The sequence below is a fragment of the Spiroplasma endosymbiont of Melieria omissa genome (assembly GCF_964031175.1).
Taxonomy (GTDB): Bacteria; Bacillota_I; Bacilli_A; order Mycoplasmatales; family VBWQ01; genus Spiroplasma_E; species Spiroplasma_E ixodetis_A.
In genome coordinates this window covers 851713-874970 of sequence record NZ_OZ035012.1, presented here as the reverse complement: position 1 = coordinate 874970, position 23258 = coordinate 851713, and the positions used below count along the sequence as shown (strand labels likewise).

Below are 23258 nucleotides of genomic sequence, written 5' to 3'. Positions count from 1 at the left end.
CATGAATTTATCAAAAGAATTAATAACAGCAGTATTAAGTGGAGCAATAACTACTGGAATTATAGTTACTATTGTTTTACTTTTCTTATCTAAATTTATTAAAAAATCAAAACAAAATAAAATTTCAAAAGAATTAAAAAGAGATAAAGAAATTCAATTTATTATTGAAAATATTAAACAAATAAATTCACAATTACAATTAGAAACTACATCAGTTGCAAAATTACTTGATAGTTTTAATAATGATAATGAAAAAGATGAAGTATTTAAAAATACTATTATTAGTAAAAGAGCAAAACGTAAAGAATTATCAGAAAAAGATAAGAAAAAAGCAACTAAAGTTGAAATTTAAAGGGTTTAAATACCCTTTATTTTACATTAAGGAGTAAATTATTATGGCTATTAAAGACCCATTAATGTTTATTACAATTGAAGAATTTAAAAATTAGACTTACTGCATAACGTTTTTAAGTTTTAATGATAAATTATAAAATCCTGCAATTAAATTAAATCTTAAAAATATTCGTTTTCTACCTTTTCTAAATTTATAACCAATAATTTTAAAACATTTTAAAAATGCAAAAACATGTTCAATTTTTCTGCGAGTTTTATTAATAATCTTATTAAAAATTTTAATTTTACTTGTTTTAGGATTATTTTTACTAGTTTTAATGGGTAAAAATGTATTACTATGAATTTTTTGTAAACCTTGATAACCTTTATCTGCAAGAATTACAGTTTCTGACAAAAATTCTAACTTTGAATTTTTAAAAGTTTTAAAATCATGATTTTTACCAGTATCAGGAAAAATATTTAAAATTTCATTAGTATGTGCATTAATTATGGTTTGAAACTTAACAGTATGCATTCATTTTTTGCCAGAAAATCAATCTTTTTGATTATATTTTGGTCGTTCTGTTTCTACTTCTGTTACATCAATTATCAAAATTTTATTTTTGAATTCTTCTTTTTAAAAAAATATTTTTATTTGTTAAATTATTAAACTTATTATTATTTATTAAAATGTCTTCAATTGAACGAATATTTCGTAAAGCAGTAGTATCAACCATATCATACTCAGCACCAATACTATGATATAGCTAACTAAAGTAATGTTTACTCATATCTTGAAAAACAAAATCAATCGCTTTTTTAATATTTGGTCAATAATTTGGTAATATTTTTCTTATATTATGTTTTATAGCAAATCAAAAATGTTCAATTGGATTTAAATTAGGAGAATATGGCGGAAGAAATAATAGTTTGCATCCAGCATTTTCAATTAATTGTTGTGTTAATTTAGATTTATGAAACGTTGCATTATCTAAAACTATAATTTGTCCACGCTTTAATACTGGAATTAGTTTATTTTTAACATATGATTCAAAAATTTTACTATTGCAATGTCCTTCAAATGCTCATAAGGCTTTTAATTTACCTTTATTTAGTGAACCAATTATACTCATTCTCTTTATTTTATATGCGGGTTTATTATCAAATAATATTTTACCTTTTTCAGATCAACCATATTTATAAAATTCATTATCATCAATTCCAGATTCATCAATATAGCTAACTAAAGTAATGTTTACTCATAAATAATGTAAAATAATAATATGTAATTTAAACAGTTTTTGAATTTAAAAGTACAATTCAGCAATAATTAAAATAGATTAGGAAGATTAAATTATGCCAAAACCATACAGTGAAGACTTACGAAGAAAAGTAATAGAAGCTTATGAAAGTAAAAATATGAAAATTAAAGAAATTTGTAAAGTGTTCAATATCACTAGAAAGACTTTATTTTTATGAAGAAAAAGAAAAAAAGAAACTGGGCATATAAAACCAATTTTGAATTATCAAAAAGGACATAGCCACAAAATAAAGGATTTAGATGAATTAAAAAATTATTTAGCAGAAAATAAAGATGTTACAGTTCAAAAAGTAATTGATAAATTTGGAAATATGACTAAAGAAACAGTTTATAACTATTTTAAAAAACTAAATTATACATATAAAAAAAACTTTTCTATATGAACAAAGAGATAAAAATAAACAAGAAGATTTTTTAAAAGAAATAGCTAAAATAATGAATGAAAATTTAGTATATATTGATGAATCTGGAATTGATGATAATGAATTTTATAAATATGGTTGATCTGAAAAAGGTAAAAGATTATTTGATAATAAACCCGCATATAAAATAAAGAGAATGAGTATAATTGGTTCACTAAATAAAGGTAAATTAAAAGCCTTATGAGCATTTGAAGGACATTGCAATAGTAAAATTTTTGAATCATATGTTAAAAATAAACTAATTCCAGTATTAAAGCGTGGACAAATTATAGTTTTAGATAATGCAACGTTTCATAAATCTAAATTAACACAACAATTAATTGAAAATGCTGGATGCAAACTATTATTTCTTCCGCCATATTCTCCTAATTTAAATCCAATTGAACATTTTTGATTTGCTATAAAACATAATATAAGAAAAATATTACCAAATTATTGACCAAATATTAAAAAAGCGATTGATTTTGTTTTTCAAGATATGAGTAAACATTACTTTAGTTAGCTATATGTTCAAGTTAATGGTAAATGAAACTATATTTGCTTATTAATTGACCTATTTAACCGCGAAATTATTGGACATAGTGTAGGTACTAGAAAAGATGCCTTATTAGTACATCAAGCATTTATGCAATCAAATCGCTGTTTAAAAGATATTCAAATATTTCATAGTGATTGTGGTAATGAATTTAATAATAAAATTATTGATAAACTTTTACTAGCATTCAATATTACTCGCTCTTTAAGCAAAAAAGGTTGTCCTTATGACAATGCTGTTGCTGAAGCAACTTTTAAAACTTTCAAAACTGAATTTATTAATGATAAAAATTTTAGATCATTAATCCAATTAAAATTAGAATTATTTGATTACATCAATTGATACAACAACATAAGAATCCACAGCACTTTAAACTACTTAACTCCAGTTAATTATCAAAAACAAATGTCTACCAAAAAATAGTCCTAAAAAGTGTTGCCATTCCATTGGTTTTAAATCTGCAACTAAGGTTTTTCGATGTTTGTATGAAACATATTTTAAACTATTTCTAATTTGATGAACTATGCATAATTGATGTTCAGTTTTAGGATAAACTGCTTGTATTGCTTCTGACATGCCTGTTAAATTATCACTACAAGTAATCAAAATATCATTTAAGCCTCGATTTTTCATTTCTGTAAAATTAGCTAGTCAAAATTTAGAACCTTCATTTTCACTAATTCATAAACCTAAAACATCTTTTTTGCCTTCTAAATCCACTCCTAATGCTATATAAACTGATTTGTTAATAATGCGTTTATCTTGCCGTACTTTAACTACTATACAATCAAAAAATAAACAATAGAATAAATACTTTCTAATGGTCGATTTTGCCACGCCTTGACATCATCTATCACATCATCAGTAATTTGACTAATAACACTTTCACTAATATCTGCACCATGATATAACTCTTGCAACTGCATTCTAATATCTGATAAAGTCATTCCTTTGGCATATAGTGAAAGAACTTGTTGATCAAAGCCATCAAATCTTCTCTGTCTTTTTGCAACTATTACAGGAGTAAAATCACTATTACGATCTCTTGGTACATTAATTTCAATTTTACCTTGTTGAGTTATTAATTTTTTTGAACTTATACCATTACGAGCATTTTCACTATTACTATGTTGATTTTTTTCATACCCTAAATAATTTTGCATTTCAGAATTTAACATCTTTTCTACTAATCTTTTTGTTAATTCTTTATATAATCCTCCTTCTTTAAATACTGTTGTTAAATCTTCAGTATTTTCTAGTAATAAATCTACTGCTTTTGATATTGGATCATTATTATTAATACTTTGTTTTTTAGCCATCTGTAACTCACTCTTTCTAGTCATTTAATTATATTTACTAGAATTAATTAAACATAGTTATTTTTGTAAGTTACACAGATTACTAAACATTACCCAGTCGTTTGCAAATTATTATAATAAAATATATAATTTAAATGCAGGTTGAGCTATTCCATTGGTGAACCTGTCAGCAGTTAGGATATTAGCGTATCGCTAACTGCATTTTTTATTGTTTTTATTTATGAAGTTGTTTTTATTATATGCTTTTTTCATTTAAAAGCAAGTTAATAACTATTTTACATAATCAAAAAATACTTCATTCAATTATTAAAAGTGTTATAATTATAATAGATAAGAAATTATTTCCTAATTTTGGATTAATATCTATATGCTCATAAAAGTTATTTTTATCAATCTAAAATTTCCTTTTCAATTTATGGTGTACATAAAGAAGGTGTATTAAAATGAAAAAAATATTATCATTGCTTACGGCAAGCGTTTTAGTTGGAACTAGTGGTGTAAATTTAGTTAATACTAAATTATTTACAAATAATACTTCCAATTCTAAAACTATCTTAACAACTACACAACAAAACAATACTCAAGCTATGACAAGATATGATAGTTTAAATCTTGTCAATGAAAAAAGTTTAAATAATGCCATTAACAGTACAATAAAAAATATAAATAAAAGATGTAAAAATGATATTAACTGAACTGTTAATGGAAAAAAATATAATTATAAAAATGAATTATTGAAGGTTTTTAGTAATAAAGAAAATTTATTAACAACAAATAATCAATATGAGCAGTTTTTAAGTAAAAATAATAATTATCAAAAAAATAACTTAGGATTATCATTTCCTATGAATTATGATGGCGTATACTTTCCTTGATGAGGGTTTGGTGATTATTTTTACTGATATATGTCATCAGATACTGTTAAAAAGGTTCAACAATATTTAGCATATGGACAAGCAGGATTTGTGCTTGCAGTTAACTCTATATTATTAGCTAGTGGTGTTGGAGGTCCACTGATTACATTAGTTGATGCGTGTTTGTTTACATTCACTGCTAGCTGATATATGGATAATGTTCCTTTATATGATAATGGTAATGGAGTATATCTTGGAATATCAATATTACCTGCTCCAACAATCTTTGAAGTAGGTAGCCAAGATAAGTATATTTCTAAAGTAAATTCTTTTGAAGTCGATTATAGATTTTTAGCAGCAGATTATATTACTACATGCATAGATGAACAAGGGATTAATTTTTTATTAAATTATTATAATAAAAATAATAGTGATAATTTTGCAGATAATGTTATAAGTCCGTATTTAAAACAATTAACACCAGTTGATCATACTGGTGCAGGTGGTTCTATTACTAATCAAGATTATACAGATTGATCTCATTCTTTTATTCAAAATGATCCGTTTTGAACAAATAATATATATCACTCTCATTTAAAAGATTTTATCTTTTATAATCCAAATTTTAGATCTATTGATATCAGAACTAAAAGAGGATATAACACAACAGTTATGGAAGATCCATATGATCCAATTCATCATCATTATGATGATACTTGAGAAATTTGAAAAAATTCTTAAATTAATTTCTGCAATTTTTAAAATTTCTTCTTAATTAATAAAAAGATGATTATTTTTGGTAATCATCTTTTTATTAATACTTACAATATATAGCTAACTAAAGTAATGTTTACTCATATCTTGAAAAACAAAATCAATCGCTTTTTTAATATTTGGTCAATAATTTGGTAATATTTTTCTTATATAGCTAACTAAAGTAATATTTACTCATATCTTGAAAAACAAAATCAATCGCTTTTTTAATATTTGGTCAATAATTTGGTAATATTTTTCTTATATTATGTTTTATAGCAAATCAAAAATGTTCAATTGGATTTAAATTAGGAGAATATGGCGGAAGAAATAATAGTTTGCATCCAGCATTTTCAATTAATTGTTGTGTTAATTTAGATTTATGAAACGTTGCATTATCTAAAACTATAATTTGTCCACGCTTTAATACTGGAATTAGTTTATTTTTAACATATGGAATGGCAACACTTTTTAGGACTATTTTTTGGTAGACATTTGTTTTTGATAATTAACTGGAGTTAAGTAGTTTAAAGTGCTGTGGATTCTTATGTTGTTGTATCAATTGATGTAATCAAATAATTCTAATTTTAATTGGATTAATGATCTAAAATTTTTATCATTAATAAATTCAGTTTTGAAAGTTTTAAAAGTTGCTTCAGCAACAGCATTGTCATAAGGACAACCTTTTTTGCTTAAAGAGCGAGTAATATTGAATGCTAGTAAAAGTTTATCAATAATTTTATTATTAAATTCATTACCACAATCACTATGAAATATTTGAATATCTTTTAAACAGCGATTTGATTGCATAAATGCTTGATGTACTAATAAGGCATCTTTTCTAGTACCTACACTATGTCCAATAATTTCGCGGTTAAATAGGTCAATTAATAAGCAAATATAGTTTCATTTACCATTAACTTATAGATAACTAAAGTAATGTTTACTCATAAATAATGTAAAATAATAATATGTAATTTAAACAGTTTTTGAATTTAAAAGTACAATTCAGCAATAATTAAAATAGATTAGGAAGATTAAATTATGCCAAAACCATACAGTGAAGACTTACGAAGAAAAGTAATAGAAGCTTATGAAAGTAAAAATATGAAAATTAAAGAAATTTGTAAAGTGTTCAATATCACTAGAAAGACTTTATTTTTATGAAGAAAAAGAAAAAAAGAAACTGGGCATATAAAACCAATTTTGAATTATCAAAAAGGACATAGCCACAAAATAAAGGATTTAGATGAATTAAAAAATTATTTAGCAGAAAATAAAGATGTTACAGTTCAAAAAGTAATTGATAAATTTGGAAATATGACTAAAGAAACAGTTTATAACTATTTTAAAAAACTAAATTATACATATAAAAAAAACTTTTCTATATGAACAAAGAGATAAAAATAAACAAGAAGATTTTTTAAAAGAAATAGCTAAAATAATGAATGAAGATTTAGTATATATTGATGAATCTGGAATTGATGATAATGAATTTTATAAATATGGTTGATCTGAAAAAGGTAAAAGATTATTTGATAATAAACCCGCATATAAAATAAAGAGAATGAGTATAATTGGTTCACTAAATAAAGGTAAATTAAAAGCCTTATGAGCATTTGAAGGACATTGCAATAGTAAAATTTTTGAATCATATGTTAAAAATAAACTAATTCCAGTATTAAAGCGTGGACAAATTATAGTTTTAGATAATGCAACGTTTCATAAATCTAAATTAACACAACAATTAATTGAAAATGCTGGATGCAAACTATTATTTCTTCCGCCATATTCTCCTAATTTAAATCCAATTGAACATTTTTGATTTGCTATAAAACATAATATAAGAAAAATATTACCAAATTATTGACCAAATATTAAAAAAGCGATTGATTTTGTTTTTCAAGATATGAGTAAACATTACTTTAGTTAGCTATATGTTCAAGTTAATGGTAAATGAAACTATATTTGCTTATTAATTGACCTATTTAACCGCGAAATTATTGGACATAGTGTAGGTACTAGAAAAGATGCCTTATTAGTACATCAAGCATTTATGCAATCAAATCGCTGTTTAAAAGATATTCAAATATTTCATAGTGATTGTGGTAATGAATTTAATAATAAAATTATTGATAAACTTTTACTAGCATTCAATATTACTCGCTCTTTAAGCAAAAAAGGTTGTCCTTATGACAATGCTGTTGCTGAAGCAATTTTTAAAACTTTCAAAACTGAATTTATTAATGATAAAAATTTTAGATCATTAATCCAATTAAAATTAGAATTATTTGATTACATCAATTGATACAACAACATAAGAATCCACAGCACTTTAAACTACTTAACTCCAGTTAATTATCAAAAACAAATGTCTACCAAAAAATAGTCCTAAAAAGTGTTGCCATTCCACTGTTATGATATAAAATTAGATTTTTTTAATGCTATACTTATTTATAAAGTTTAAAATAATATGAAAGGAAGCAATTATGAAAGTAATTAAGGTTAAAAATATTACTAAGTCATATAATGGTAATGTTGTACTGGGACCTATTAATTTAGAAATTGAGAGTGGTAGTTCTGTTGCTATTTTTGGTGCTAATGGTGCTGGTAAAACCACATTATGTGAGATTATTAGTAATACTAAAAATGCAAGTACAGGAGAAATTGAATATAACTTTAATAAAAAAGATATTCCATATGTTGTTGGAATAAATTTTCAAGATCAAGTTTATCCTAACTTTATAACAGTTAAAGAATTAATAAATTTTTATCATAAAATTTATTTAGATAAAATAAAACCCGAAATTTTTAATAGTATGTTAGATAAGTTTCAATTAAAAGAATTATACAAACGTAAAGTAAATAGTTTATCGGGTGGTCAAAGACAAAGAGTTAATTTATTTTTATCATTATTTCATCAACCAAAAATTTATATTGGTGATGAGATTTCAACTGGGTTAGATGTTAAAACAAGAATTGATATTATTAATTTTTTACAAGAACAAATTAGTTTGAATAACATTACTTTAATTTTAGTTAGTCATAACTTAGATGAAATCCAAGCTTTATGTAAACGTATTATTTTTTTAAAGGATAGTCAAATTATTGATGATACTACTGTTGTTGAAGTTACTAAAAAATATGGTTCATTATTAAAATATTATTTAGAAAAAACAGAAACATCATTAGAAATAACTACGAGAAAGGAAAAAAAATAATGCTAGCAATGTTTCAATTATTATTTGGTTATTTTAAGAAATCTTTCCATAGTATTTTCTTTGGCTTTATTTTCCCTATTATTATGTTAACAATTTTAGTTGCTGTATTAACACCTGGTAACCCAAATGCTGCACAAACAGTATTACCGGGGTTAGTGATGTCAGCTTCACCAGTATTAGGAATTGTTACTTTATCAATGACATATTCTGATTTTAAACAATCAATAATTATTAAAAGAATTGGTGCAACACCATTAAAACCATGACAATTTATTAGTAGTATTTTAATATTTCATGTTATTTTAATTTTTATTGGTAGTTTTTGAACATTAGGAATTGGTGCAGCTTTATATCATAATCAGATTAATTGAGAACTAATTAATTGAGGTTATATATTACTAGCAATTTTGCTTTCATCAATTATGTGTTCAGCAGTAGGAATAATGGTTGGTATTCTTGCTTCTGATTTTAAAATTGCTAATGCTTTTGCTTTATTATTATATTTGCCAACATCATTTTTATCGGGTCAATATATTCCGTATGTAGCCATTAAAGGACAACCAGTTTTAGTTATTATTGCTAAAATTATTCCTTTTTCTTATCCTGTTTCTATTATGAATAGAGGATGAAATAATTATGGTACTCCAAATGATTTAATCAATGCAGCACTTTTTGATAATTACTGAATACCGATTTTAATTAGTTTACTTTGAATTGGAGCATTAATATTTGGAGCAATTATGGCTTATAAATATCGACGTAAATAAGTAAATAAGAAAAAATATTTGTTTATAAAGAAATTATTTAAATTTTGGTCATTTACTGCGGCTATCAATTCCTGAATTAGTAGCAAAAAGATCAAAATTATTAACTTTTTCTACATTTCATGCTGAAAGGTTCTGATTAAATTTTTTTGCATTTCAAAACATTCCCATCATATTTGTTACTTTTGAAGTATTTCACTTTGAAATGTCTTGATTAAATTTTTTTGCATCATAAAACATATAACTCATATCTACTATATTAAAATTATCTTTTTTAAGAACAGAAGTTGATGTTTTCATAGATTGCATGCAGTCTAATTTATTTTTTATATTTTGATCAAAATCACACAATAAAGGAGTATCATCTTTTTTTATTGTCTTTTTTTGATATGCTTGTTTTTCTAATAATTTTATTTTTCTTTGTTCTGGTGTTAAGTTATTTCATCATTTTTTTGCCTCATTTTTAACAACCTCTACTTGTTTGGGGGTTAAAGTATTTCATCATTGTTTTGGATTTTTGATTATTTGTTCTCTTTGGTGATTAAATCAATCAATAACTTTTTGATAATCTTCCTTTAAAATTGATTTTTCATATATTAAAACTTCATCTAAAATACTAGATAATATTTCACTATCCTCTAAGAACCTGTTTAGAATCTTTTTTGATTAATTTTTAATAAAATTTATATTATAATGGTTATTTTATAATAAAAAATAGATTTTTAGTCGATAAGTTTTCAAATGATAAAATCTTTTTAACAAAAAAATGAAAAAGAAAATAAATTATTGGTTAAGTACCTATTTATAAATGATTATTTCTTGTTTTAGTTAAATTCTATTAAAAAGATCCTAAACAGGTTCTTAGAAAAATACAGAAGATTATGAAAAAATTGTGAAAGAAAACTAAATACTAGTTTACAAATGGTTGTTCTTTCCTTTATTTCAGTTTTATTAAAAAGATTCTAAACAGGTTCTAATATCTTTTGTTCATCATTTATAGCTTTTGATTTTGACTTATCAAAATCAATAAAAATTTCTTTAATTTTCATATTTTTACTTTCATAAGCTTCTATTACTTTTCTTCGTAAGTCTTCACTGTATGGTTTTGGCATAATTTAATCTTCCTAATCTATTTTAATTATTGCTGAATTGTACTTTTAAATTCAAAAACTGTTTAAATTACATATTATTATTTTACATTATTTATGAGTAAATATTACTTTAGTTAGCTATATATAGATTTTTTCTTTTCTCAAATGTCTTGTTTTTTAAAATTAACAATGTAAAATAAAATACATAATTAATTTAAAATATAAAAGAGTAAAATTAAATGGTAATTTAGAGACTTAGTGGTTGCTGTAAACTAAGCAAGTTTAATTTGAAGGTAACTTATATTATTAGTAATTTAAATAATAATTAAGTGCATTTACTTTGTAAATGAATTAGGATGGTACCGCGTTAAGAAACGTTCCTATTTGTGGAATGTTTTTTTATTTTAAAAAGGAGTATAACAAATGAATAGAAATTTAAACAAAAAATATAATCATATTGAAATTGAAAAGGATCGTTATCAACAATGAGTAAAATCTGGATTATTTAAGGCAAATGTTAGTTCTATTAATCCTACATTTTCTATTATCTTACCACCACCCAATGTAACCGGACTTTTACATTTAGGTCATGCTTGAGATAGTACTATCCAAGATTTATTAATTCGTTATAAACGTTTACAAGGATTTAATACTTTATTTATACCCGGTATGGATCATGCTGGCATTGCCACTCAGGTTAAAGTTGCACAACGTATTAAAGAAGAACAAAAACTTAATTTGCAAGAATTAGGTAAAGATAAATTTTTACAACAAGCATGAAAATGAAAAACAGAATATGCACAAAACATAAGAAAACAGTGAGCAAAACTTGGTTTAGCATTAGATTATTCGCATGAAGTATTTACTTTAGATGAAAATGTTAAGCAAGCAGTTAATGAAGTATTTGTAAAGTTATATAAAGAAGGTTTAGTTTATCGAGGAAAAAAGATAGTAAATTGAGATCCAGAATTAAAAACCGCTATTTCTAATATTGAAGTAAATTATCATGAAACAAAAGGAAAAATGTATTATTTAAAATATTTTATAGAAAATAGTAGTGAATTTATTACTATTGCTACTACCAGACCAGAAACAATGTTTGCTGATCAGTGTATAGTTGTAAATAGTAAAGATAAACGTTATTTACAATTTATTGGTAAAATGGTTGTTAATCCGGCTAATAAAATGTTAATTAAAGTCATTGCTGATGATTATGTTGATATGAATTTTGGAACAGGTGCTATGAAATGTACACCAGCTCATGATGCTAATGACTATGAAATTGCATTACGTCACAATTTAGCAATGCCTATTTTTATGAATGTTGATGGAACTATGAATGAATTAGCACAATCATATATTAATCAAGATCGAATGGTATGTCGTAAACAATTAGTTGAACAATTAAGAAAAGAAAATTTAGTTGTAAAGATTGAAGACCATCTTCATCAAGTTGGTTATTCAGAAAGAAGTAACGCTATTATTGAACCATATTTATCACAACAATGATTCATAAAAATGAAACCATTAGTTGAAATGATTGTTGATAAACAAAAAAATAAGAAAACAAAGATTGATTTTCATCCAATATTATTTGAACAACAACTTTTGCAGTGATTAAATAATATTCAAGATTGATGTATTTCCCGTCAATTGTGATGGGGTCATTCGCTTCCGGTTTGATATCATAAAAAAACTAAGAAAATTTATGTTGATACTAACCCACCATCACCAATTAACGATTATATTCAAGAATCAGACGTATTAGATACATGATTTTCTAGCGGTTTATGACCTTTTGTAACCTTGGGTTGACCACAAAAAAATGTTGATTTGCAAAAATATTATCCAATATCAGTATTAGTTACTGCTTATGATATTTTATTTTTTTGAGTTGCACGAATGATGTTTATGGGTTGAAAATTTACTAATCAAAAACCATTTACTAATGTTTTAATTCATGGTTTAATTCGTGATGAACAAGGTAGAAAAATGTCAAAATCATTAAATAATGGAATTGATCCAATGGAAGTTATTAAAAAGTATGGTGCGGATGCTTTACGTTACTTTTTAGTTAGTAATTGTGCTCCCGGTCAAGATTTAAGATTTAGTATTACTAAAGTTGAGTCAGCTTGAAATTTCAATAATAAGTTATGAAACGCTGCACGTTATGTACTAATGAATATTGATGATAAGTTTCAATTGGATGAAAATATTGTCTATAATAATTCATTATCATTTATTGATCAATGAATTTTACAAGAATTTAATCAATTGATTATTTATGTAGAGCAATATATGGAAAAATATGAATTTGTTTTAGTAGTTAAAGCACTATCAAATTTTATATGAAATAAATATTGTTCTTGATATATTGAATTAAATAAAGTTAATTTACAAAATCAAGAGCAACAAAGTAACTCATTACAAACATTATATTATGTTTTACAGCAAATTATTATTATGGTTCATCCCTTTATTCCTTTTATTACAGAAGCAATTTATGAAGAAATGGGGTATAAAAATAGCATTTTAACAAATAAGTTTCCTAAAGTTAAAGTTATGGAAAAAACAAAAGATGTAACACAATTTGTTGAAATATTAATTGAAATTATTGGTAATATTCGAGAAATTCGTAAAGAACTTAATTTATCTTTAAAATTACCGTTAACTATTCATATCAATACAACTAATTCTTTTTTTGAAGTAGAAAAAAATACTTTAAATCCTTATTTATTACAATTAACTAATAGTCAAATTGTTACTATTAGTGATAGTCCGTTGTCTGTTAATAATAAAATAATTAAAATTATTAATTCAGCAGTAATAGAAATTAATGTTTCAAATTTATTTAATAAAGAAGAACAATTAGCAAAATTAAAAGAGGAATTAGTTTATATTGAAAATGAAATAAAACGTAGTAAAGATATTTTAAATAACCAACAATTTTTAGCAAAGGCACCACCAACAAAAGTTGAAATAGAAAAGCAGAAATTAGAAAAGTATCAAAATCAAAAAACTTTAATCAATGCCAAGATTAAAGAATTATAAAAAACTTTTATTTTAATTCAAGTTGAGAGGCTTTTATGTAATCTGTGTATCTTTGTTTTACAAAGTTACTAGTTCAGATTAATTCTATCTTCAAATGGAATGGCAACACTTTTTAGGACTATTTTTTGGTAGACATTTGTTTTTGATAATTAACTGGAGTTAAGTAGTTTAAAGTGCTGTGGATTCTTATGTTGTTGGAATGGCAACACTTTTTAGGACTATTTTTTGGTAGACATTTGTTTTTGATAATTAACTGGAGTTAAGTAGTTTAAAGTGCTGTGGATTCTTATGTTGTTGTATCAATTGATGTAATCAAATAATTCTAATTTTAATTGGATTAATGATCTAAAATTTTTATCATTAATAAATTCAGTTTTGAAAGTTTTAAAAGTTGCTTCAGCAACAGCATTGTCATAAGGACAACCTTTTTTGCTTAAAGAGCGAGTAATATTGAATGCTAGTAAAAGTTTATCAATAATTTTATTATTAAATTCATTACCACAATCACTATGAAATATTTGAATATCTTTTAAACAGCGATTTGATTGCATAAATGCTTGATGTACTAATAAGGCATCTTTTCTAGTACCTACACTATGTCCAATAATTTCGCGGTTAAATAGGTCAATTAATAAGCAAATATAGTTTCATTTACCATTAACTTGAACATAAGTTAAATCACTGACAATAACTTCATTTTTAAGCCTATTATTAAAGTTTCTATTCACAAGATTAGTGATTTTTTCATCATTTACTTTGTTATTATGATTTTTGAATGATAATTTAGTGTATTTTGATATTAAATTATGCTTATTCATAATTTCTTTAATTTTTCGTCTTGATAAATAAATTTCTTGGTTTTCTAATATTACTTTTAATCTTCTTGTTCCATAAACACATTTATTTTCTTTAAAAGCACTAATAATAGCTTCATCATAAATATTATTTTGAATTTTATTTTCTTTTTTCTTTAAATTAAAATAATATGTTGATTTAGAAATTTTTAAAAAATGACACATTGTGCGAATTTTATATTTAAACTTATTGTTTGTAATAATTTCTATTTTCTGCCTATTATTAGTGCTGCTTGCTTTAAAATATCATTTTCCATTCTTAATTGTTTTAATTCTTTTCTTAATTTAATTAATTCATTTTCTTCAACAGAACGATTATCTTTAGCTTTAAAACTACCTGAATTAGTAAATTGCTTAATTCAATTATAAGTAGCTGCTCTTGTAACATTATATTCTTTAGCAAGGTAAGATACTGATTTGCCGCTTTGATATAAAGCTACTATTTGTTTTTTAAATTCATCGGTATATGAATTAATATTGGCCATAATTATAGTTCCTTTCTTTCAACTAATTTGTTCACTTGTCTACGTAATTAGTGTCCAATAAAGTGTAACCCATCCACTTTAATGATATTCCAGAATTTAAAATTGGACAACCCAAATCAAAATTATTAGTTGATACAGATTTAACAAACTATCTAAAAAGTCCAATTTATTCTTTAGGAGAAAGAATTGCTGATCTTATGAAACAAGGTGACCACTTTAAAGTTAAAGTAAGTAAGTCCGTAAATGATGGAACTTATTTTTCAAAAGGTGATGTTATTAAAGTAAAATTTTCAATTGGTGAAATTCAATTTAATAATGAATATACGCTAACTATTATTTAAAATAAAAAAATGAATAACTATTATATTCATTTTTTTATTATTAATTAAATATTAAAAGTAACATTTCATTATATTAATTTATCTATATTACTGATGTTAATCTCTTTGTTTGAGATTTACTACCTTCAATAACACTATTATTTTCTGATTCATTTATTTTTTCTACTATATATGTAATAGCAGAAACCGTTCCCACTGCAATAATACCAGCAGTAAGCGCAGGAACAATAACGGGTGCAACCACCCCAGCACCAATCATAATACCACTAATAGCAGCAGAAAGAACAGTAGTTGCAATAACTGTTTCAGATGGTGTTGGATCGATTATATGATTTTTAATTACTTTTTTTAACTTGGATATTTTTTTAAAACTTTTTTTAATTTTTTTATTCATAAAACCTTTTTCTCCTTATTTTAATTAAAAACTCTTTACCTTAAAACTTAAGTAAATGGGTATAAACTTATATTAAGTTTATAAAATTATACCATATTGTCTATATTAGATATCAATAATTGATAATAAGTAAACTATTCTAAAACAGTTATTTTTTTATTTTTTAAATAATCAAATTCTTGATCATTTCAAAAACTATAATTTGATCTAATTTTATTTTTACTAAGAGCATAATAAAGTGGAATAGCAACAAAATAAGCAAAGATAGCTTGAATACTATCAGTAATTAATTCATTAACTGTAATAGCATAATCTTGATAAATTACTAAATAAGACAATGGGTAAATAAGTAATAAAATAGCAGCAAAAAAGAAAGTATAAATAGTACTTCATCAAGATTTATTAATTAATAATTTAATAACAAAAAACATTAAAATTCTAATAAAAATTGTAATAGGAATAACCACAATTTTAACACCACTAATTAAATCAAAAATGCCACCCGCAATTGGTCCTGCAAATAACAGCATTGGCCCTTCAAAAAAAGCACAAAATGGAATAAAAACAGCATCAAATAATTGCAAAGTAGAATTTCCACCAAATAGACTAGTAATTGCTCAACCAAAAAGAAAAGTTGAACAATAACCAATTGTTACTAATAAACCAGTAATAATACCAGTCATTGCTAAATATTTAATTGAGCGAAAACGATACATCTTTTCCTCCTAGATTACCAAAAAATATTAGTTATTTTTTTACTATTTAAAGATAAAACCAATTGCAATTGGATTAATTTTAGAACCATAGTAACAAGCTGCTATAATTTCTTTTTTACCTGCTGGTTGAATAACTTTAATTACTATGTTATTAGTTTTAGTGGCAACAATAATACCTAATTTATTTATTGCAACAATTGTTCCGGGCAGAGCATTTGATAATTCATTAGTTACTGCTACTTGATGAATTTTGTATATATTATCATTCAACGTAGTATAAGCGATTGGTGTATTATACAATCCACGAACATGACATGAAATTAATTGTGCTGAAAGATTTCAATTAATTTTTTCATCACTTCTTTTAATATTTAAACCAAAAGTTACTTTATTTTCATCTTGTTCTTGCTCTTGTATTTCATTATTAATGATTTTTAATAAATATTTTATTAACATATTTTGTGCTAAAGTTATCAACTTATTAACTAAAGAAGTATATGTATCCTCAATACCAATTGAAACTTGTTCTTGAACATAAATTGCTCCTGCATCCATTTTACTTACCATTTTCATTAATGTAATACCAGTAGTTTGTAATCCATTAATAATTGCTCATTGAATAGGGGCACCACCACGCAATGATGGTAATAATGAAGCATGAATATTTAAACATTTATATTTTGGTAAATTTAAAATTGCTTTTGGTAAAAATTGACCATAAGCACAAGTAAGAATAACATCAATATTTAATAATTGTAAGCCTTTTAAACTTTCAATAATATTTTCGGGTTGGAAAACAGGGATTTGATATTCTTCTGCTAATTGTTTAATTGCTAAAGGAACAACTTCTTGTTTACGACCAATTTTACGATCTGGCTGACAAACAACACCAACTATTTGAACTTCATTTTTCATTGTTATTAACAATGTTTTTAAAATATTTTCAGAAAAAAAAGAAGAACCCATAAATAAAATTTTAAATTTTTTCATAATTTTCGCCCTCAATTTTTGCTTTGTACATTTCAATAATATTTTTTACATGTCAGAATAATACTACCATACCTAAAGTATCTTGAGCACAATATTTTAACATATTTTCACGAAAATTATGAATTCAATTAGTTAAACTAATGTTATTTTCAACTCTTCTACGAAAAACTTCTGATGCCATATCTCCTTTTTTAATAACTAATCCTTCATAAGAAAAGGAAGGTTCAAATGCTGGTAAAGTTTTTTTAATTGAAAGAGAACCATAAAACTGTTCTTTATAAATTTTAAATTCTTTAAAAAAATCTTGTAAATCAATAGTACCATCATGAATTAATGATAATTCATTTTTATATTGAGGATAATAATAAGCTAATTTTTTAAGAACAGATTTCTCAAATGATTGATTATAAGCAACATACGTACCCTTACCATGAATATTAATTAAATCATGACATAATTTTTTTGTTAACATTTCTCTTGGATCATCATTGCCATCTGCTAAAAATTCATAATGTTTAATTGATTTATAAGTTTTAAAATCAAAATCTGGTGCTAATAATACATGGACAGAGTATTGAAAAGGAATTTGTTGATATGATTTACTATTTTTAAACTTAGGTATTGCAGATTTCATAGTCTCAAAATCATACATATAAATTGGATATTGGTACTTTTTGTATTCAATTTTTAAATCAACAAATTTATTGCCATCAATTAATTTTTCACCATTTTTAATTACATCATATTGTCTTAAATGTAAATTAGATTTTGTTAAAAATGGTAATAATCTTTCATCATTAATTTCTAACAAATCTTCTTCATAATATCACAATGCTTTCTTAGTTTTTCTTAAACGATATAATTCAAAAATAGTATTATGAATAGAAAAATATTTAAAAATATGAGGACAAAATTGATTACTATTTTCATGACAATAAGGTAAAGTTAAAAATTTAACTATTTCATCAATATCACTAATTTTAATAATATTCTTAATATTTTCATATTGTAATTTCAAATTATTATTTAAAATTTTATCTTGAATTGATTCAAAAAGACTAAAACTTTTTTTAGTATTAGGACTTTTTTGCCAAGTTGATCCATTAACAATAAATAATTCATTTAAATCTATTTTTTCTTTCTTAACATAATTATTATTTAAATACATAATATAAGTATTAACTACTTTAATTCCACATTTGGTTAAAATATCATACTGATAAAGTAAATCTCACATATGTTCTTCTTTAACTCAAGTTACTGCTTTTACTTCAATTAAATCCCAACCATCATTATTTCGTTTTAAAATATCACACTTAGTAACACAGCCCTGATATTCAAATCTTGGTTCAAATAAAACATCATACTCTTTATTATTAATAATTTCTATGACATTATTACCCGGTTCAGACTCAAAATTAAAATAAGAATATTTTACTTTAAAATATTCTTGAGCATAGTGCCCAGTTTCAATACCATCTGCAATTGTTTCACCAAGATAAAATTCAGAATCATCTTCTTCATTATAATTATTTTCAAATGTATCATCATCTAAATCAGAAATAGTAATTAAATTAGATTTAAATTTACTACTTGTTTTAGTATGCGTTAGTTCAACAAAATTTATTATCTTTTTCTCTTCAATTAAATGCTTAGCTAAAGCATAATTTTTTGCATTTAAAAATCATGAAAGTTTTCGACAAATACGGAAATGCTTATAATCATCTTTATAAATTTTCATTACATATCACCCAATTGTCTACTTAAAAATAAAGATTTATTTATCTTTTCATCCAGAAAATTTATCATGAATTGCAATTTTAGGTTTTTCTAAATTTTTAGCACGTTTTTTATTTTCTTTATTTTGTAAACGTTCTTCTTCAATTGCAAGTTTAACGGCTTCATTTTCTTTTTTAATTGCTGCTTTTTCTTCTGCTGTCTTTCTTTTTATTTTAATTTTACTACTACGTTTTTTTGACATTTCAATTTTCTTAAGTGTTTCTTCTAAATCCAATTCACAATTTACTTTTCAAATTGTTTCAAATTCTTTCTTTGATAATTGCTTAGTAAATCCTTCTACCTCAAATGCTTTAGTTGCAAATAAATCATTTTTCTTAGAATCATATAATTTTACAATTACATCAAAAACATCACGATAGCGATATTCTTTACTACTACGTGAAACTACTTGTTCAAATTCTACTGTTTTATGTTGCAATTTTAATTCATCACGCATAAAGGATTTAATAATATTTTTTACTTCTTTTTGACGTTGTTTTTTCTCTTCTTTTTTCTTCTTTTTTGCTGAAATGGTTGTAAAAATAAAAATTATTAAAACTACTCCTATAAGTGCTAACATTCATCATTGACTAGATAAATTTCCCATTTTTTATTCCTCTTTTTTGATTTATAAATTTTCCTCGATTACTGCTAATAGTTTAGTTGGACTCATCGGTGAAATTGTTAAAATTAAATTAACATCTTTTTTAATTACAAAATAAAGATGTGTTTTATTTACTCTAATATATTTAAAACTTTTTGTCTCTTCAATATCATAAGACTCTTTAATCAATTTTAAACAATATTCACGTAATTGGATATCATTTAAGTCTTGCAATTTTAATCTTGTTCTAATCCTACCAATACTATGGTAAGAAAATTGATAAGGGTTACGAAAATAGTAACTCATTTATTTACCACACCTACATTTATCATTAAAGTTTTTAAACAAATAATTTACATTAAAAGTGTAAAAAAATTAAAATATACTATTAACAAAAAGCTAACACATTAATTATACTGAAAAAATAAAAAATATTATACAACATTTATGATTTTTGTTATAATTATTTTTGTTGTAATTAATCTATAAAACATGTTCAAAACAAAAAAGGAGAAAAAATGGCTAACATTGCATCACAAATTAAAAAAATTAAAACAAACCAAAAAAGAAATGAAATTAATAAAAGTTATAAATCTAAAGTTAAAACTGCTTTAAAAAAATCTGAAATATCAATAAAAAACAAAGCAGAAAATGCTGCAGTACTTGTTAATGAAGTATGTAGTTTAATTGATAAAGCTGTTGTTAAAGGCATTTATCACATTAATAAAGCTGCTCGTCAAAAATCTAAAATTATGACTAAATTAGCAAAAGCAAAATAACTATAATTTATTTTAAAAAGAGACACTATTAAAAGTGTCTCTTTTTAAAATATAATTGATATTTTTAAACTAAATTTTTGTTTTAATAAAATACCAAATTCAAAAATTATTTAGCTAATAATCTAAAGTTAGAACTTGATGCTCTAATCTCAGCAAAAATTTTATTTTTTTGAAATTCATCTGATGTATCCATAACTATAAAAATACTAAAATTACTAATATCTAATTTATTACGATCAAATGTACTGTGAATTTTATAAATAGAGGCACCATTTTTAGTAATAATATTAATAATTTCGCTAATAGTACTATTATTAATTTTACCGTTAACTGAAAAAGGAACTCGTCGATGTGAACTAATTAAGGCACTATTAATAATTGTTCCTAATGTAGTAATATCAACATTGCCACCACTAATTACACAAACAACATTTTTATCTTTACCAATGATTTTATCTAATTTACCAGAAAGAATAGCAGCAACACTAACAGCACCACTACCTTCAGTTACAATTTTACATTTTTCTAATAAAAATAACATTGCTTGTGCAATTTCTTCTTCGCTAACAGTAATAACTTTATCAACATTTTTCTTTAAAATATTAAATGTTAATTCCCCTGTTTGTTTAACAGCAATTCCATCAGCAATTGAACTTTTACTTTGAATTTTAAATGGTTTTCCTTGTTTTAAAGCTTGATTATAAGAATCAACATTTTGTGCTTCAATACCAATAAATTTAATATTTGGATTTTTACTTTTTAAATAAATTGAAATACCACTTAAAAGTCCTCCCCCACCAATTGGAACTAAACAATAATCAATTTCTTTACCCATTGCATTCATTTGTTCATATATTTCCAAACCAATTGTACCTTGACCAGCAATAACAAAATTATCATCATATGGATGAACTAACGTTAACCCTTCTTCTTTTTCAAGTCTTAATGCTTCAGACATTGCATCATCAAACATATTACCACAAAGTTTAACAGTACATTTTGCACCACCAAATTCTTTAGTAGCAGCAATTTTGGCTAGTGGTGCTGTTACAGGCATAACTATCTTTGATACTAAATTTAAACTTGAAGCTGCTAAAGAGACTCCTTGTGCATGATTACCAGCACTAGCAGCAATTAAACCCTTTGCTTGCTGTTCCTTTGATAAATTAAGAATTTTATTTAAAGCGCCTCTAATTTTAAAACTACCTGTTTTTTGTAAATTTTCTAACTTTAAAAATATATTATTACCAGAAAATGAAGAAAGTTTATCTGCTTTTATCAAACTTGTCTTACTAATTTTATCTTTAATTTTTGAATACGTTTCTTCAATTACTTCTTCACTTACTAAATTTTCCACAATGGTTCCTCCTGAGTTTCTATCTAATTTCTCAAATATAATTAATTATACAATATAATAACTTTTATTTATAAAACAACAAAAGTAATCATTAATAGTATATGATTTTATAATTAAATGGGATTTGAATTCATAAATGTTGATTTAAAGCAAGTGTTAAATTACTATACTACATAATCACTATTTTCAAATCTATATTATATAGCTAACTAAAGTAATGTTTACTCATATCTTGAAAAACAAAATCAATCGCTTTTTTAATATTTGGTCAATAATTTGGTAATATTTTTCTTATATTATGTTTTATAGCAAACTAAAGTAATATTTACTCATAAATAATGTAAAATAATAATATGTAATTTAAGCAGTTTTTGAATTTAAAAGTACAATTCAGCAATAATTAAAATAGATTAGGAAGATTAAATTATGCCAAAACCATACAGTGAAGACTTACGAAGAAAAGTAATAGAAGCTTATGAAAGTAAAAATATGAAAATTAAAGAAATTTGTAAAGTGTTCAATATCACTAGAAAGACTTTATTTTTATGAAGAAAAAGAAAAAAAGAAACTGGGCATATAAAACCAATTTTGAATTATCAAAAAGGACATAGCCACAAAATAAAGGATTTAGATGAATTAAAAAATTATTTAGCAGAAAATAAAGATGTTACAGTTCAAAAAGTAATTGATAAATTTGGAAATATGACTAAAGAAACAGTTTATAACTATTTTAAAAAACTAAATTATACATATAAAAAAAACTTTTCTATATGAACAAAGAGATAAAAATAAACAAGAAGATTTTTTAAAAGAAATAGCTAAAATAATGAATGAAGATTTAGTATATATTGATGAATCTGGAATTGATGATAATGAATTTTATAAATATGGTTGATCTGAAAAAGGTAAAAGATTATTTGATAATAAACCCGCATATAAAATAAAGAGAATGAGTATAATTGGTTCACTAAATAAAGGTAAATTAAAAGCCTTATGAGCATTTGAAGGACATTGCAATAGTAAAATTTTTGAATCATATGTTAAAAATAAACTAATTCCAGTATTAAAGCGTGGACAAATTATAGTTTTAGATAATGCAACGTTTCATAAATCTAAATTAACACAACAATTAATTGAAAATGCTGGATGCAAACTATTATTTCTTCCGCCATATTCTCCTAATTTAAATCCAATTGAACATTTTTGATTTGCTATAAAACATAATATAAGAACCTGTTTAGGATCTTTTTAATAGAATTTAACTAAAACAAGAAATAATCATTTATAAATAGGTA

The 23258-nt window shown here is 24.0% G+C and carries 25 protein-coding genes and 5 pseudogenes; 15 read left to right on the top strand and 15 right to left on the bottom strand.

What is annotated here, in order from left to right; translation table 4 throughout:
* Nucleotide 1: 1 nt before the first annotated feature.
* Entirely contained in the window at nt 2–352 is a 351-nt protein-coding gene (locus tag ACQH26_RS05760) for a hypothetical protein (RefSeq protein ID WP_425381913.1), read from the top strand.
* A 99-nt stretch (nt 353–451) separates the two neighbouring features.
* Here the strand turns inward: ACQH26_RS05760 and ACQH26_RS05755 are convergent, their stop codons facing one another.
* Both ACQH26_RS05755 and ACQH26_RS05750 read right to left on the bottom strand, forming a co-directional pair.
* The gene (locus tag ACQH26_RS05755; RefSeq protein ID WP_425381872.1) at nt 452–946 is read right to left on the bottom strand and encodes a transposase family protein; all 495 of its coding nucleotides are present in this window, start codon (nt 944–946) and stop codon (nt 452–454) included.
* Nucleotides 947–1100: 154 nt separating this feature from the next.
* Entirely contained in the window at nt 1101–1568 is a 468-nt protein-coding gene (locus ACQH26_RS05750; RefSeq protein ID WP_425383093.1) for an IS630 family transposase, read from the bottom strand.
* A 121-nt stretch (nt 1569–1689) separates the two neighbouring features.
* Between ACQH26_RS05750 and ACQH26_RS05745 the strand changes: the two genes are divergently transcribed.
* From ACQH26_RS05745 to ACQH26_RS05735, 3 genes and pseudogenes are all read left to right on the top strand, one after another.
* Complete coding sequence (locus tag ACQH26_RS05745; RefSeq protein WP_425381863.1) at nt 1690–2049, top strand: helix-turn-helix domain-containing protein; 360 nt, start codon at nt 1690–1692, stop codon at nt 2047–2049.
* Nucleotides 2050–2089: 40 nt separating this feature from the next.
* Nucleotides 2090–2578 carry an IS630 family transposase gene (locus ACQH26_RS05740; RefSeq protein WP_425381912.1) on the top strand — a complete coding sequence of 163 codons (489 nt, stop codon included), beginning with the start codon at nt 2090–2092 and terminating at the stop codon, nt 2576–2578.
* Between the two features lie 3 nt (nt 2579–2581).
* A pseudogene (locus ACQH26_RS05735) lies at nt 2582–3034 on the top strand (transposase); the annotation flags it as partial.
* Nucleotides 3035–3055: 21 nt separating this feature from the next.
* Here ACQH26_RS05735 and ACQH26_RS05730 read toward each other — a convergent pair.
* Nucleotides 3056–3930: pseudogene (locus tag ACQH26_RS05730) on the bottom strand (IS256 family transposase); the annotation flags it as partial.
* A 443-nt stretch (nt 3931–4373) separates the two neighbouring features.
* Here ACQH26_RS05730 and ACQH26_RS05725 point away from each other — a divergent pair.
* On the top strand, nt 4374–5525 hold the full coding sequence (locus ACQH26_RS05725) for a hypothetical protein (protein ID WP_425381911.1): 1152 nt from the start codon (nt 4374–4376) through the stop codon (nt 5523–5525).
* Nucleotides 5526–5618: 93 nt separating this feature from the next.
* Here ACQH26_RS05725 and ACQH26_RS05720 read toward each other — a convergent pair whose 3' ends face one another.
* The 3 genes and pseudogenes from ACQH26_RS05720 to ACQH26_RS05710 all read right to left on the bottom strand — a co-directional run.
* Nucleotides 5619–5750: a hypothetical protein gene (locus ACQH26_RS05720; RefSeq protein ID WP_425381898.1), complete on the bottom strand. Its 132-nt coding sequence runs from the start codon at nt 5748–5750 to the stop codon at nt 5619–5621.
* Complete coding sequence (locus tag ACQH26_RS05715) at nt 5713–5997, bottom strand: transposase (RefSeq protein WP_425383092.1); 285 nt, start codon at nt 5995–5997, stop codon at nt 5713–5715. The genes ACQH26_RS05720 and ACQH26_RS05715 overlap by 38 nt, the downstream gene beginning before the upstream one ends.
* A gap of 17 nt (nt 5998–6014) precedes the next feature.
* A pseudogene (locus ACQH26_RS05710) lies at nt 6015–6458 on the bottom strand (transposase); the annotation flags it as partial.
* Between the two features lie 123 nt (nt 6459–6581).
* Here ACQH26_RS05710 and ACQH26_RS05705 point away from each other — a divergent pair.
* From ACQH26_RS05705 to ACQH26_RS05685, 5 genes and pseudogenes are all read left to right on the top strand, one after another.
* Entirely contained in the window at nt 6582–6941 is a 360-nt protein-coding gene (locus ACQH26_RS05705) for a helix-turn-helix domain-containing protein (protein WP_425381863.1), read from the top strand.
* A gap of 40 nt (nt 6942–6981) precedes the next feature.
* On the top strand, nt 6982–7470 hold the full coding sequence (locus tag ACQH26_RS05700; protein ID WP_425381862.1) for an IS630 family transposase: 489 nt from the start codon (nt 6982–6984) through the stop codon (nt 7468–7470).
* A 3-nt stretch (nt 7471–7473) separates the two neighbouring features.
* Nucleotides 7474–7926 (top strand): annotated as a pseudogene (locus ACQH26_RS05695) (transposase); the annotation flags it as partial.
* Nucleotides 7927–8026: 100 nt separating this feature from the next.
* Complete coding sequence (locus tag ACQH26_RS05690) at nt 8027–8758, top strand: ATP-binding cassette domain-containing protein (protein WP_425381910.1); 732 nt, start codon at nt 8027–8029, stop codon at nt 8756–8758.
* 83 nt (nt 8759–8841) lie between these two features.
* Nucleotides 8842–9525: an ABC transporter permease gene (locus ACQH26_RS05685; protein WP_425381909.1), complete on the top strand. Its 684-nt coding sequence runs from the start codon at nt 8842–8844 to the stop codon at nt 9523–9525.
* A gap of 33 nt (nt 9526–9558) precedes the next feature.
* Here the strand turns inward: ACQH26_RS05685 and ACQH26_RS05680 are convergent, their stop codons facing one another.
* Nucleotides 9559–9822, bottom strand: coding sequence for a BspA family leucine-rich repeat surface protein (locus ACQH26_RS05680; protein ID WP_425381908.1), 264 nt, complete (start codon nt 9820–9822; stop codon nt 9559–9561).
* A gap of 558 nt (nt 9823–10380) precedes the next feature.
* Between ACQH26_RS05680 and ACQH26_RS05675 the strand changes: the two are divergent.
* A pseudogene (locus ACQH26_RS05675) lies at nt 10381–10488 on the top strand (IS5/IS1182 family transposase); the annotation flags it as partial.
* Here ACQH26_RS05675 and ACQH26_RS05670 read toward each other — a convergent pair.
* On the bottom strand, nt 10485–10634 hold the full coding sequence (locus ACQH26_RS05670; RefSeq protein ID WP_425381907.1) for a hypothetical protein: 150 nt from the start codon (nt 10632–10634) through the stop codon (nt 10485–10487). The pseudogene ACQH26_RS05675 and the gene ACQH26_RS05670 sit on opposite strands and share 4 nt — an antisense overlap.
* Before the next feature lie 402 nt (nt 10635–11036).
* Between ACQH26_RS05670 and ACQH26_RS05665 the strand changes: the two genes are divergently transcribed.
* Nucleotides 11037–13664: a valine--tRNA ligase gene (locus tag ACQH26_RS05665; protein ID WP_425381906.1), complete on the top strand. Its 2628-nt coding sequence runs from the start codon at nt 11037–11039 to the stop codon at nt 13662–13664.
* Between the two features lie 218 nt (nt 13665–13882).
* Here the strand turns inward: ACQH26_RS05665 and ACQH26_RS05660 are convergent.
* The 6 genes from ACQH26_RS05660 to ACQH26_RS05635 all read right to left on the bottom strand — a co-directional run bounded on the left by ACQH26_RS05660 (nt 13883) and on the right by ACQH26_RS05635 (nt 19830).
* Nucleotides 13883–15003 (bottom strand): IS3 family transposase gene (locus ACQH26_RS05660; protein ID WP_425381867.1). Its coding sequence is split into 2 segments (ribosomal slippage): nt 13883–14733 and nt 14733–15003, totalling 1122 coding nucleotides; the frame shifts between segments, so codons are not numbered across the junction.
* Between the two features lie 423 nt (nt 15004–15426).
* Complete coding sequence (locus tag ACQH26_RS05655; RefSeq protein ID WP_425381905.1) at nt 15427–15738, bottom strand: hypothetical protein; 312 nt, start codon at nt 15736–15738, stop codon at nt 15427–15429.
* A 134-nt stretch (nt 15739–15872) separates the two neighbouring features.
* The gene (locus tag ACQH26_RS05650; protein ID WP_425381904.1) at nt 15873–16454 is read right to left on the bottom strand and encodes a hypothetical protein; all 582 of its coding nucleotides are present in this window, start codon (nt 16452–16454) and stop codon (nt 15873–15875) included.
* Nucleotides 16455–16496: 42 nt separating this feature from the next.
* Entirely contained in the window at nt 16497–17420 is a 924-nt protein-coding gene (gene fmt, locus ACQH26_RS05645; RefSeq protein WP_425383091.1) for a methionyl-tRNA formyltransferase, read from the bottom strand.
* Nucleotides 17421–17430: 10 nt separating this feature from the next.
* Nucleotides 17431–19185 carry a DUF2779 domain-containing protein gene (locus tag ACQH26_RS05640; protein WP_425381903.1) on the bottom strand — a complete coding sequence of 585 codons (1755 nt, stop codon included), beginning with the start codon at nt 19183–19185 and terminating at the stop codon, nt 17431–17433.
* Between the two features lie 36 nt (nt 19186–19221).
* Complete coding sequence (locus ACQH26_RS05635; protein WP_425381902.1) at nt 19222–19830, bottom strand: hypothetical protein; 609 nt, start codon at nt 19828–19830, stop codon at nt 19222–19224.
* 515 nt (nt 19831–20345) lie between these two features.
* Here ACQH26_RS05635 and rpsT point away from each other — a divergent pair.
* Nucleotides 20346–20606 carry a 30S ribosomal protein S20 gene (gene rpsT / locus ACQH26_RS05630; RefSeq protein ID WP_425381901.1) on the top strand — a complete coding sequence of 87 codons (261 nt, stop codon included), beginning with the start codon at nt 20346–20348 and terminating at the stop codon, nt 20604–20606.
* A gap of 106 nt (nt 20607–20712) precedes the next feature.
* On the opposite strand, the gene ilvA is transcribed toward rpsT, so the two are convergent.
* The gene (gene ilvA, locus ACQH26_RS05625; protein WP_425381900.1) at nt 20713–21963 is read right to left on the bottom strand and encodes a threonine ammonia-lyase; all 1251 of its coding nucleotides are present in this window, start codon (nt 21961–21963) and stop codon (nt 20713–20715) included.
* 426 nt (nt 21964–22389) lie between these two features.
* Here ilvA and ACQH26_RS05620 point away from each other — a divergent pair, with 426 nt between their 5' ends.
* A complete protein-coding gene (locus ACQH26_RS05620) occupies nt 22390–22749 on the top strand; it encodes a helix-turn-helix domain-containing protein (RefSeq protein ID WP_425381863.1) in 360 nt (119 codons plus the stop codon).
* A 40-nt stretch (nt 22750–22789) separates the two neighbouring features.
* A complete protein-coding gene (locus tag ACQH26_RS05615) occupies nt 22790–23215 on the top strand; it encodes an IS630 family transposase (protein WP_425381899.1) in 426 nt (141 codons plus the stop codon).
* Nucleotides 23216–23258 lie beyond the last annotated feature (43 nt).